This is a genomic window from Pseudochrobactrum algeriensis, from assembly GCF_018436245.1.
GTDB lineage: Bacteria > Pseudomonadota > Alphaproteobacteria > Rhizobiales > Rhizobiaceae > Pseudochrobactrum > Pseudochrobactrum saccharolyticum.
In genome coordinates this window covers 2737288-2750000 of the sequence record NZ_CP075361.1, presented here as the reverse complement: position 1 = coordinate 2750000, position 12713 = coordinate 2737288, and the positions used below count along the sequence as shown (strand labels likewise).

The window sequence follows — 12713 nt, the reverse complement described above, 5'->3', positions numbered from 1 at the left end:
CGATGGGAACCACGTTAATATTCGTGGGCCTGTGGGTAGTGACGGATCGCGTGTGTTGTAAGGTCTTATTGGATTGATCTTGCAGCGAAGCGGTTCCAGGAAATAGCTCCCACATATAGACCGTACCCTAAACCGACACTGGTGGACTGGTAGAGTATACCAAGGCGCTTGAGAGAACTGCGTTGAAGGAACTCGGCAAATTGCACGCGTAACTTCGGAAGAAGCGTGACCCTTGTTTGCGCAAGCAGATGAGGGTGGCACAGACCAGGGGGTAGCGACTGTTTACCAAAAACACAGGGCTCTGCGAAGTCGCAAGACGACGTATAGGGTCTGACGCCTGCCCGGTGCTGGAAGGTTAAGAGGAGAGGTGCAAGCCTTGAATTGAAGCCCCAGTAAACGGCGGCCGTAACTATAACGGTCCTAAGGTAGCGAAATTCCTTGTCGGGTAAGTTCCGACCTGCACGAATGGCGTAACGACTTCCCCGCTGTCTCCAACGCAGACTCAGTGAAATTGAATTCCCCGTGAAGATGCGGGGTTCCTGCGGTTAGACGGAAAGACCCCGTGCACCTTTACTATAGCTTTACACTGGCATTTGTGGCGACATGTGTAGGATAGGTGGTAGACTTTGAAGCGGAGGCGCCAGCCTTCGTGGAGTCATCCTTGAAATACCACCCTTATCGTCATAGATGTCTAACTGCGACCCGTATATCCGGGTCCAGGACCGTGTATGGTGGGTAGTTTGACTGGGGCGGTCGCCTCCTAAAGAGTAACGGAGGCGCGCGATGGTGGGCTCAGAACGGTCGGAAATCGTTCGTCGAGTGCAATGGCATAAGCCCGCCTGACTGCAAGACAGACAAGTCGAGCAGAGACGAAAGTCGGTCATAGTGATCCGGTGGTCCCGTGTGGAAGGGCCATCGCTCAACGGATAAAAGGTACGCCGGGGATAACAGGCTGATGACCCCCAAGAGTCCATATCGACGGGGTTGTTTGGCACCTCGATGTCGACTCATCGCATCCTGGGGCTGGAGCAGGTCCCAAGGGTATGGCTGTTCGCCATTTAAAGCGGTACGTGAGTTGGGTTCAGAACGTCGTGAGACAGTTCGGTCCCTATCTGCCGTGGGTGTAGGAATATTGAAAGGATCTGTCCCTAGTACGAGAGGACCGGGATGGACGTATCTCTGGTGGATCTGTTGTCGTGCCAACGGCATAGCAGAGTAGCTATATACGGACTAGATAACCGCTGAAGGCATCTAAGCGGGAAACTAACCTTAAAACGAGTATTCCCTATCAGAGCCGTGGAAGACCACCACGTTGATAGGCCGGATGTGGAAGTGCAGTAATGCATGCAGCTGACCGGTACTAATAGCTCGATCGACTTGATTGTTCTCATTATCAATATCCATCAAGCTCATCCAATGGATGAGTTTGATAGAATTAGACTAGCGCTCACGGATCGTACGCAGCTAAAGCTGCTGATCCTCCGCGAGGGCGGCCAAAAGTGGCCGACGTGCGGTCGCACTTGCGAACACTGTGTGTTCGTGACCGAGGCGCTAAGATCTTATGCACGAAAAACCCAGCTTCTTATTTGTTTCTGTGCCCTTTGCTGACCTGGTGGTTATGGCGGAGCGGCTGCACCCGATCCCATTCCGAACTCGGCCGTGAAACGCTCCAGCGCCGATGGTACTTTGTCTTAAGACACGGGAGAGTAGGTCGCTGCCAGGTCTGCAAAAGGCACAGAAATCAAAACATCTTCTCAAACATTCAGCGCTAAACGCGCAAATCAATCGCTTACCGATAAGACAATCTTCAAAGCAAATCTTAAGCGATCATATATCTAGGGTGGAGCGCCCGTTCGGCCTACAATCGATAATCAATCGATTGCTATACGGCCTCACCTCATCAGGCCCATAACCTGAAAAAGAGGCTGACTTCGCTCCCGGGCCTCAAAGGCTTGTACTAACTTTGACGCGGGGTGGAGCAGCCCGGTAGCTCGTCAGGCTCATAACCTGAAGGCCGCAGGTTCAAATCCTGCCCCCGCAACCAAACAAACAGCCCGCTCTTTGAGCGGGATTTTTTTTGGTAACGGGTCGTAGATTTTAAGCCTAGTCAGGGGCCCGCAAGGAGGCAAAGCCGACTAAGCGGGATACAAAACCACAAATCCTGCCCCCGCAACCAAATCCCCTCAAAGCAATAAAGCTACGATCCAGACGCCATTCCAATAGGCGTGCCAATGCATCCGGGACCAGCCCGTTCGAGCTAAAATCGATAATCAATCGGTTTCTATACGCTCTCACCTCATCAGCCTCAGAACCTGAAGGGGCAGGAGGAAAAGCAAGCGATTACAATATCAATTGCACAACGAACGAAACAAAGCCAAAGCCGCAACAAAATCTCCAAATACATCCCAAGCCCCGGCAGAAATGCGAGGAGCTTTTTGTGTTTAAAACATGCGAATGAGAAAAACGGGGGAGGGGGGAAGCGAACTTAGAAATTCACTTTTACTGGTTATAAGCATTGCTATGGTTCTGGGCAGTCGGATCAATTTTTAGTAATAAAATGATATTTGTGATGGTTCTATAAGAATGCGGAGTACCTGATGATTAAACTAATGTGTGCCGGTGCTCTTGTAAGCCTGATGTTGCCACTGGAAATGGCATCAGCTCAAACTTTTCGTGTCTGTCACGGTTATGATTGCTATTACCGAACCAAAGTGACGCTAAGTTTAAAGGATGAGAGCCGTATCCGTAATCTGTTGCAAAAGGCTACTCGTAGCGCAAATGACGAGAGAAAAGCATTGCGTATGGCTGTCGCAATATTCGAAGAGCGGGGTACAGCAACTATCAGTGTCCGCGACAAACCAAAAATGCAGTTCGGCAAAGCGCGTATTAAAGGGCAGATGGATTGCGTTGATGAATCGATCAACACGGATAGTTTCCTGCGTTACTTAGAAACACGCGGTTGGTTAAAGCATCATACTGTTTCAAAACAAACGACACGCGGTTCATTCATCGATGGCCGTTATCCGCACTGGACTGCAGTTATTAAAGATATCTCTGGACAGAGCTGGGCGGTCGATTCCTGGTATGAGGCAGGTGGCGGAATGCCTGATATTATGCCGCTTCAGGATTGGAAACGCCGTGGATATGGCGGCGAGCGTTAATGTCGCGAGCATAAGAAGCACTGTAACCGGTTACACACGGCTAATGTGCAGAGATCATACAGATTTCTTCAATTCCTTCCTTGCCATTGATAAAGACACTTATATTCTATGTGTGAATGAGTGACATATGGGGAATGAAATGACTCCGGAAGAAATTTTTGTATCGCCGCAATGGGTAAAAGATCGTCAGAAATCAGGCGATTTGAAAATCGTTGACGGCTCCTGGTATATGCCGGCGACAAAACGCATCTGCGGTGAGGAATTTGAGCAGGTTCATATTCCGGGCGCAGTATTCTTCGATCAGGATAAGATTGTCGATCCGAGCTCTTCTTTCCCGCATACTGTTCCATCACCGGAAGTGTTCGCGGATGCTGTCGGCAAGCTGGGCATCAGCGTTGATGATGAGATCGTTATCTATGAAACCGGTGATTTGTTTGCCGCGCCCCGCGTCTGGTGGCTTTTTCATATTATGGGCGTGCAAAAACTGCATATTCTGCGTGGCGGTATTGCTGCATGGCAGGCTGAGCGCTTTGAAACAGAGAGCGGTAAAGTCGCACCTGAGCCTGTTGCATTCAAACCGGTCTATGCCGGTGAAAAAGTTGTCTTCATTGAAGAAATGGTGCTGATTGCCAAACATGCAAAAGCACATATTACGGATGCCCGTTCGGCTGAACGGTTTACCGGTGCCGTACCAGAGCCGCGTGCGAATGTCCGTTCCGGCTCTATTCCCGGTTCTGTCAATGTGCCTTACGGATCGCTCGTAGAAGACGGCGCTTTCAAAGCGCTTGATACGATGAAGGTAATTTTTGAAGCACAGGGTGTTAAGAAGGATAAGCCGGTTGTAACAACCTGCGGCTCAGGTGTGACAGCCGCTGTGTTGTTTCTTGCGCTCAATTTGCTGGGCTATGAAAATGTCCGTCTGTATGACGGCTCATGGACAGAATGGGGTACAGTGACCTGAGCGGTTTTTCTGCGTAAATGCCGGTTAATGGTATAATTTTCTTTGATTTTGCATCATGGAAAATTGTTGTTCTTGTAACTGGCTATGTTTTGGAACGTAAATATCGTGAATGCATGGATTCATTGATCTGAATCAATGAGAAACATTCCTGACAGTCTCAGATGGAGGTGAAGAGACGACTCAGGAGTTCAACATGAAGCTTGTTAAAACACTGGTCCTATGTGGTCTGGGCTTGTTTGGCGCAAGCTACGCTATTGCGGTCACATCGCACCATTGGTACGCACCAAAACAGGAAGCTGACGTTAATATTCAGGATTCGGCACTGATTAAGCAAGGTGAATATCTTGCCCGTGCCGGTGACTGTATTGCGTGTCACACTGCACCCGGCGGCAAGGAATTTGCCGGTGGTCTGGGTATGCAGACACCGCTCGGCACGATTTATTCCACCAATATTACGCCGGATAAGAAAACCGGTATCGGCAATTACAGCTACGGCGATTTCGAGCGTGCTGTACGTCGTGGCGTGCGACCTGATGGCGTGGCACTCTATCCGGCCATGCCTTATGTTTCCTATGTCGTTGTAAAAGATGACGATATTAAAGCGCTTTATGCTTATTTCATGTCACGCGTGGAAAAAGTTGAACAGGAAAATCAGGCTTCCACTTTGCCTTGGCCGATGAATATGCGCTGGCCGCTGGCCTATTGGCAGCTTGCTTTTGCGCAGCCGCGTGAATTTACTTCGGCAACCGGTATGGATGCGATGATTGATCGTGGCGCCTATCTTGTTGAAGGACTTGCCCATTGCGGCGCCTGCCATACACCGCGTGGTATCGGTTATCAGGAAACTGCACTCAGCGATGACAAGAAGGGTAATTACCTGTCCGGCTCTGTTCTTGAAGGCTGGTATGCGAAGAACCTGCGTGATGAAGGTACAGGTCTTTCCACTTGGGCTGAAGCGGAAATTACCGACTTCCTGAAAACCGGCCGTAATGATCGCACCGCCGCCTTTGGTGGTATGGCCGATGTGGTTGCCCATAGTACGCAATATCTGACAGATGACGATCTGACATCGATTGCCCGTTATCTGAAGAGCCTGCCTGCGCGTGACAGTCATCCGCAGCAATGGACACCGAAGCAAGATGTGACAACTGCAGCTCTGCGTGCCGGTGATTTCTCCGCTCCGGGTGTCGTTGGTTATGTGGATAATTGTGCGGCCTGTCACCGTCTGGATGGTCGTGGTGCGGAACGTGTTTTCCCTGCGCTTGCCGGTAATTCGATTGTTTTTGCGGAAGATCCGAGCTCGCTGATCCAACTGACACTGGATGGTGCTGCAATGGCTGACACGCCGCATGATCCGATGGTGTTCAAGATGCCGGGCTTTGCCCATCTCACCAACAAGGAAATCGCGGATATTCTGAATTTTATCCGTAATGGTTGGGGTAATCACGGTTCGCATATCAAGGATAGCGATATTGCCCGCATGCGGCATCTGATTGAGCACAAGCCTGTGCATTATGTTCCGGAGGCAAAATAATGAGTAAGCAATTCTGGATCGGTACAGCTGCAGCCCTTGTCGTAACAATCGCAGCTGCAGGCGCAGGCTGGACATTTCTGGTGAAGCCGTTGCGGGTGGATGCGCCGCCGCTGCCGACCTATGATGTGGTGGATGCAGAAGGCAAAGTCGTTGGCAAATATACGATCCCGAGCGATGATCTGATTGCCAGAGAACCGGATGCGGAAGCCATTATGTATGGCAAGCGCCTGCTCAATGAAACAGCCCGTTTACTGCCGGAAAATGTCGGTGCGGGACTGAATTGTAACTCCTGCCATCTGGCGCAGGGTAAGCTGGATAAAGGCGCGCCTTATATTAACTCTTATAATTTCTATCCGCGGGTGATGCCACGGGCGGGTAAGGAAGTTAATCTGGTGATGCGTATCAATGGCTGCTTCCAGCGTTCGATGAATGGTAAGCCGCTTGATCCGAAGTCCGAGGAAATGGGCGCTATGATTGCCTATATGAAATGGCTCGGTCAGGGATTGCCGAAAGAGCATATGGTGAAAGTGTCCGGTGCCGGCAAAATTGATGAGTCACTGGTGCCGGATCCTGTCAAAGGCAAGGCGATTTATGCAACCCAATGTGCCGTTTGTCATGGCAATGACGGCGAAGGAAAAAAAGATCAGTTCGGTGATTATGTCTTCCCGCCGCTTTGGGGCGATGACAGCTTTAACATCGGTGCTGGTATGGCACGTACCTATAAAGCTGCGGCATTCGTTAAATATAATATGCCGGTCAGCGTCCATCAGGACGGTATGCTCGGGCAGGGTGGCGTGCTGACCGATCAGGAAGCGGTTGATGTGTCTGAATATTTCACACATATGCCGCGTCCAGATTTTGCCGGTAAGGTCAATGACTGGCCGAATGGCAAAAAGCCGAAAGATGCCCGCTATTAGAGCGCCGTGCGCCTCGCTGGGCGCACAAAGGTCGCTCTAACACTTTAAAAGTAGAGCATAATTTCTTAAGCTGATCCAAGTTTAAGGAATTATGCTCTATACTCACGTGTGGTGCGTGATCGGAAAAACCGGCAGCAAGAAATTGCTGCCGGTTTTTTGTTCTTGCTTGCGGGATATTTAGGTGACAAACAGATTTCTCATTCTGAACCGCTGCTTTGTTGTGCGGAAAACGTAAAATTTTGAGGTCCCGTGAATAAGCTGCTGCGAATTATTCTGATTGTTGTGATTGCTGCAATCGCTGTTGCCGGACAGCGTTGGTATAGTTATGTGACCAATACTACAGATCCGTTTGATGAGGTTGGGATTGATCTGCAATCCTATATGCCTGCACCGATCCGCCATTGGGGTTGTATGCAGCTGAAAAAGAATTTCGGCACGAAAACTTTGCCGCCTTATGGTTGTCAGTCACCGGATAACAGCGCAAGCTGGATTGAGGGATAAGTCTTTCAGCAAAATACAAAAAAGGCGCGGACAGGTTTTATTGTCCGCGCCTTTTTTGTTGTTATGCCGGATCAGCGCCAGCTGAGGAAATAATGTTCAACCCTGCCGATCATCCAGCTGGTAATCAGCCCCATGACGGAGAGGATAGTAACACCGGCAAACAGGCGCTCCAGATCATAGAGCGAACCGGCTTCCAGAATATAGGCGCCGACGCCATATTGCGCGCCGAGCATTTCGGCAGCAACCAGCAGAATAATGGCGATGGCGATGGAAACGCGCAGGCCTGACAGAATGCCGGGCAGGGCACCGGGCAACACGATCTTGCGGATGATTGACCACCAGCGCAGGTTAAAACTTTGCCCCATGCGGATCAGGCTGCGATCCACATTATCAACCGCACCATAGGTTGCCACGACTGTCGGGGTGAAAGTACCGAATGCAATCAGCGCATATTTTGACATTTCATCAATGCCGAACCAGATCACAAACAACGGCAGCAAGGCAATTTTCGGGATCGGGAAAATAGCGGCGACAAGCGGTACCAGACCGGCACGGACATAGGAGAACAGTCCGATCATTGTGCCGAGCAGCACACCGGCGAAAATCCCCATCGAAGCGCCGACAATCAGTCGTTGTAGTGACGGTAACAGATGTTGCCAGAGCAGGCCGGTATCATAGAGCTGATAGAAGGTGCCCAGCACCGCAGAGGGGCGCGGCAAAGTTAGATTGGAAATAAAACCTGTGCGGGTGCCGATCTCAGCCAGCGCAATCAGGGCAATAAACAGCAAAGGCGCTATGAAACGTACTTTTACCGGCGCAAAACCGCCGCCGCGAAAGGGTACAGGACGGGTGATGATTGTCTGGTTATCTGATGGTTTTGTCATTTCAGCAGCTCCTGATCCGCAGCCATCGCTTCATCGCGCATGAGTGCCCATAATTCCTGCTGCTTGGCATCCAGTACAGGGTCTGCGAGGTGGCGCTGATCGAGAGGCGTGTCGATTGTCACTACCTGATTGATCCGCCCCGGACGGCGGGACAGCACTACAATTTTATGGCCGAGGCGCACGGCTTCAGCCAGATTATGGGTGACATAGACAGCGGTGAAAGGCTGGCGTGTCCAGAGCGATACCAGATCGTCCATCAGCAATTCCCGTGTCTGACTGTCGAGCGCTGAGAGCGGCTCATCCATCAGCATGACATCAGGGCGCACAGCCAGCGCGCGGGCAATGGCAACGCGCTGTTTCATGCCGCCGGAGAGCTGTTTTGGATAGGCATCAGCAAAATCCGAGAGACGGGTGCGTGCCAGCACATCACTGATGATCGCATCCATCTCTTTGGCGGATAATTTGTGATCTTCCAGTACCAGGCGGATATTACCGGCAACAGTGCGCCAGGGCAGCAATGCGAAATGCTGGAAAACATAGGTCAGCGGATTGAGCGATGAGGGCGAAGGTTCTCCGACCTGCAAAACCTGACCGGATGTCGGCTGTTCAAGACCGCCGATAAAACGGAGCAAAGTGGATTTGCCGCAACCGGATGGGCCGATCAGACAGACGATCTGCCCCTGATTGATCTCTAGCGTGATATCACGCAAAACTTCGACCTTGCCGTAATGGTGGGCGACATTTTTTAACAGCAAATCCATGCAGTTTTTACTTCTTCTTGTCAGGGCGGCATAAGAGATTTGCGGGCCCTGATATTTCGCGGAGGGGAGCCGGTTGAACAAAAGAACCGGCTCAGAATAGAAAATCAGATGGTTTTGACGTAGCTGGTGTCAAACAGCATTTCAGGGGTGATGGTGTCTTTTACCATCTTCTCATCTTTGAACCAGTTGAGCTGTTCAGTGACGGAGGCAAGAGACAGGGCAAGGCCCTTGTTGATACGCATTGCGCCATTGACCAGATTGGTTTTGGCCTGTTCGAACGGCAAATCCATTTCCACATATTTATGGGCGATCTTGGCAATCGCGTCGACTTCTTCCGCAGAGGCGGTTTTATCGACCAGAGCCGCATTGTAATCATCAATGGCTTTGGAATAAGCGCGGATGAAAGCTTCTGTTTTCGCCCGTTCTTCCGCAGCATTTTTGGTGGAAGTGAAAACAGTTGTCACCTGATAATCCGGCGCAACATCAGAGACCAGACCGATCTGCTTGGCCGCACCTTCCGCAATCATCTTCTTGGCAATGCTTGGCTGAATAGCCCATGCATCAATCTGGCCGGAAGTCAGAGCGCCGACAACAGCGCCGACCTTCTGCAACGGGCGCAGGGTGATTTCAGACAGCGGAATATTGTTAGCCTTGGCAATTTTGTAAGCCATGAAATGGAAGGACGAACCGGCGGTAGTAATGCCGAAGCTCTTGCCTGCCAGATGCTTAGGCTCGGTGAGGCCGGCTTCATAGGCTTTGTTTGAAGCAAGAATGATCTGGCCTGCGAGGCCTTTTTCTTCCTGCAAAGAACCGCCGATGACTTTTACAGCATTCTTTTCGGCCAGATTGATCAGGCCGCCGCTCATGGCTGTTACACCGTAATCAACATCACCACCTGCAATGGCTACGGCCATCGGCTGTGCGGCTTCAAAATATTTGAACTCCATATCGAGGTTTTCGGCTTTGAAATAACCGCGTTCCTGCGCGATGAAGCTTGGTGCCTGACTGGCAAGGCGGATAATACCGAGCACGGCTTTAACCTGTGTGCTTTCCGCTCTGGCACTTAAAGAAAAAGGAGCACCCAGCACAGTCATGGCACCGGCTGCACTGAGCCCTGCGAGAGTCTGACGGCGGGAGAGCTGGAATTTCTGCATCTGTTGATCCTTACCAAAAGCGGTCAGGTGTATTGTTATAAGCGACAATATCCGATGATCCGCTGTCCGTGCCCGACGCTTTATTACGCAAAGACATGGAATTTTTTGCAATGATTTCGTGCGTTCTTGTAGAGCAAATTCATCGGGATTTGAAGTTAAAAGCAGTCAGATAGCTGTTTGTTCCTCGTAATTGTGAACGGAAACAGCGATTTTAATTGCTGACCGGCATAAAAATTTTGAATGAGCTTTGTGGTGCAGGGACAGGCATAACAGATCTGTGAGGGCAGAGTCGTTGCATGCGCTTCTCATCTATGAGCGTGCAAAATGCTGTTTGTTAATATTAAACTGACATTTCTTATCGTGCTGCCCTGTTCGTGAAAATGTTGTTTGGTCACAAGGCAGACTCTGCGATACAAGATTATGTCAGGCGGGCTTTTGCTGGCAAGTCCGGATTTTTCCGGTTGCTATTGCCGCCTATGTCAGCGGGAGCGTTATCGTGTGCGGATTAGCAGGCTATGTCGGGCAGATAAAAACAGATCAGGCGCCGGAGATTTTACTGCGCCGCATGGCAGATGCCGTTGCTCATCGCGGCCCTGACGAGCAGGGCGCTGTTGTTTTGAATGGGGCAGGTCTGGCGCATAAGCGTTTGTCCATTGTCGGGATCAGCGACGGCCAGCAACCGATGACAATGGCCGATCAGCGATATGTGCTGGTTTTCAACGGCCAGATTTTCAATCATGCTGAATTGCGCCGCGATCTGGAAGCACAGGGCGCACAGTTTCGTACCCATAGCGATACGGAAGTGATCCTGCATCTTTATGCCCGTTATGGCACGGATTGCCTGCGCTTTATGAATGGTGATTTTGCCTTTGCTTTATGGGATGTGCAGTTAAAGCGCATGTTCATTGCCCGCGATCGTCTGGGTGTGCGTCCGCTTTTCTATACCCATGCGGACGGGGTGTTATATTTTGCTTCAGAGATCAAGGCATTGCTGCGCGTGCCACCAGTACAGGCGGAGCTTGATCCGGTTGCGCTGGATCAGATTTTTACGCTCTGGGCACCGGTTGCGCCGCGCACAGCCTTCCGCAATATCTATGAGCTTGAACCGGCGCATATGATGATCTGCGACGAAAACGGTATGAAAATGCAGCGTTACTGGACGCTGGATTATCCTGATCGGGATGATGCTGCCGTCATTCATGATGCAGATGCCGCCGCAGAAGAACTGGAAGCTTTGCTGCAGGATGCCACAAATCTGCGTATTCAGGCAGATGTGCCTGTCGGCACTTATCTTTCCGGCGGGTTGGATTCATCATTGATTGCTGCTTTTGCGCAGCCGCTGACAAAAGGTGAGCTGCATAGTTTTTCTGTGGGCTTCGAGCAGGCGGATTATGACGAAAGCCGCTACCAGAAAATGGTGGCGCAGGCATTGCACACAAAACATCATTCGATCTCCATTGCGGAAGATGATATTGCCGCTATTTTTCCCGATGTTATTCAGGCTGCCGAAGTGCCGCTGGTGCGCACCGCTCCGGCGCCGCTTTATCGTCTTGCACAATTGGTGCGGGAAAGCGGTATGAAGGCGGTCTTGACTGGTGAAGGCGCGGATGAGGTCTTTGCCGGCTATGATATTTTCCGCGAGGCAAAAGTCCGTCGTTTTTGCGCGCGGCAACCGCAATCGCACATCAGGCCGCAATTGTTTCGCAAGCTCTATCCTTATTTGCCCGGCTTAAAAGCACAGACACCGGAAACTCTGGCTGCGTTTTTCGGTATTCACGGTGCTGATCTGGCGGATCCGCTTTATTCGCACCGGCCGCGTTTTAAGGCGACAAGTGCTGCCAAATTGTTTTTCTCCGCTGGTCTGAAACGGGAACTCGGCGATTATGATGCGGGTGAGGAGCTGGCTTCCAAACTGCCGGAGCGGTTCGGGCACTGGCATGAGCTGCATCAGGCGCAATATCTGGAGTGTCGTTTTCTGCTGCCATCCTATATTCTCTCCAGTCAGGGGGATCGTATGGCTATGGCGCATGGTGTGGAAACGCGCTTTCCGTTTCTGGATTATCGCCTGTCTGAATTTGCAACAAGGCTGCATCCGTCGTTGAAGCTGCATGGGCTGACCGAGAAATATCTGCTGCGCCGTGTTGCAAAACAGCGTGTTCCGGCAGAGGTTTTACAGCGGCAGAAACAGCCTTATCGTGCACCGGACAGTCATTCTTTCACCGGAAAGGGTGAGAAGGAATATGTCCGCGATCTGATGAGTGAAAGCCGCATTGAGGAGAGCGGCTATTTTAACGCTAAAGCCGTATCTAAATTATACAATAAGAATAAAGAACAAGGTCTGACTGGCTTCCGTGACAATACAGCCTATGTCGGTGTGCTTTCTACACAAATATGGCTGAAAAAATTTACAGGTTTACTGAGTTAGTTCGGAAAATTTAAGAATCTTATAGACTTTACTGTCAAAGTTATGTGTTAAGACAGCGAATAAAGTATAGTATTTTACGGACTTCATTAGAGTATTCTCAGATTGTTGCTGCTGCAGCTCTGGGAGTGTCAGAAATGATCGAAACAGGATATGAGCATGAGTGATACAATCAAAGACCGCTTACGTGCGTTCATTATTGAAAATTTTCTTTTCGGCGACACAGATTATGCGCTGGAAGATGATGCATCGCTGATCGACAATGATGTGATGGATTCCACAGGCGTGCTGGAACTGATTGCTTTTATTGATGAGGCCTTCGGGATCAAAATGGCGGATGCAGATATTGTTCCGGCTAATCTCGACAGCCTGTCAAAAATCACTGCCTATGTAACTGCCCGCAAAGCTGCCTGATAGC

Annotated in this window: 10 protein-coding genes, 1 tRNA gene and 2 rRNA genes (1 of these 13 running past the window's edge); 10 read left to right on the top strand and 3 right to left on the bottom strand. The window is 50.6% G+C overall.

Going from position 1 to position 12713, the window contains the following annotated elements; translation table 11 throughout:
• The 8 genes from KHQ09_RS14755 to KHQ09_RS14720 all read left to right on the top strand — a co-directional run.
• Positions 1-1385: ribosomal RNA gene (locus tag KHQ09_RS14755) — 23S ribosomal RNA — on the top strand; it begins 1423 nt to the left of the window's first position.
• 223 nt (positions 1386-1608) lie between these two features.
• A 5S ribosomal RNA gene (gene rrf / locus KHQ09_RS14750) occupies positions 1609-1723 on the top strand.
• A gap of 244 nt (positions 1724-1967) precedes the next feature.
• Positions 1968-2044, top strand: a tRNA-Met gene (locus KHQ09_RS14745).
• A gap of 553 nt (positions 2045-2597) precedes the next feature.
• Positions 2598-3161: a hypothetical protein gene (locus tag KHQ09_RS14740; protein ID WP_238481651.1), complete on the top strand. Its 564-nt coding sequence runs from the start codon at positions 2598-2600 to the stop codon at positions 3159-3161.
• A 127-nt stretch (positions 3162-3288) separates the two neighbouring features.
• Positions 3289-4122, top strand: coding sequence for a 3-mercaptopyruvate sulfurtransferase (gene sseA, locus KHQ09_RS14735; RefSeq protein WP_238481650.1), 834 nt, complete (start codon positions 3289-3291; stop codon positions 4120-4122).
• Positions 4123-4315: 193 nt separating this feature from the next.
• The gene (locus tag KHQ09_RS14730; RefSeq protein WP_213599040.1) at positions 4316-5656 is read left to right on the top strand and encodes a c-type cytochrome; all 1341 of its coding nucleotides are present in this window, start codon (positions 4316-4318) and stop codon (positions 5654-5656) included.
• Entirely contained in the window at positions 5656-6573 is a 918-nt protein-coding gene (locus tag KHQ09_RS14725; RefSeq protein ID WP_213599038.1) for a c-type cytochrome, read from the top strand. Before KHQ09_RS14730 ends, KHQ09_RS14725 begins: the two co-directional genes overlap by 1 nt.
• Before the next feature lie 249 nt (positions 6574-6822).
• The gene (locus tag KHQ09_RS14720) at positions 6823-7074 is read left to right on the top strand and encodes a hypothetical protein (RefSeq protein ID WP_075657136.1); all 252 of its coding nucleotides are present in this window, start codon (positions 6823-6825) and stop codon (positions 7072-7074) included.
• Between the two features lie 71 nt (positions 7075-7145).
• Here the strand turns inward: KHQ09_RS14720 and KHQ09_RS14715 are convergent, their stop codons facing one another.
• The 3 genes from KHQ09_RS14715 to KHQ09_RS14705 form a co-directional block, all read right to left on the bottom strand.
• Positions 7146-7958, bottom strand: a complete 813-nt coding sequence (locus tag KHQ09_RS14715) for an ABC transporter permease (protein WP_213599036.1) — start codon at positions 7956-7958, stop codon at positions 7146-7148.
• On the bottom strand, positions 7955-8719 hold the full coding sequence (locus tag KHQ09_RS14710; RefSeq protein ID WP_213599034.1) for an ABC transporter ATP-binding protein: 765 nt from the start codon (positions 8717-8719) through the stop codon (positions 7955-7957). Before KHQ09_RS14710 ends, KHQ09_RS14715 begins: the two co-directional genes overlap by 4 nt.
• 104 nt (positions 8720-8823) lie before the next feature.
• Positions 8824-9873 (bottom strand): ABC transporter substrate-binding protein, encoded by a 1050-nt coding sequence (locus KHQ09_RS14705; protein ID WP_022710623.1) that lies wholly within the window; start codon positions 9871-9873, stop codon positions 8824-8826.
• A gap of 496 nt (positions 9874-10369) precedes the next feature.
• On the opposite strand from KHQ09_RS14705, the gene asnB reads away from it, so the two are divergent.
• Positions 10370-12298: an asparagine synthase (glutamine-hydrolyzing) gene (gene asnB, locus KHQ09_RS14700; RefSeq protein WP_213599032.1), complete on the top strand. Its 1929-nt coding sequence runs from the start codon at positions 10370-10372 to the stop codon at positions 12296-12298.
• 156 nt (positions 12299-12454) lie between these two features.
• Positions 12455-12709 (top strand): acyl carrier protein, encoded by a 255-nt coding sequence (locus KHQ09_RS14695; RefSeq protein WP_022710621.1) that lies wholly within the window; start codon positions 12455-12457, stop codon positions 12707-12709.
• Positions 12710-12713: the final 4 nt, after the last annotated feature.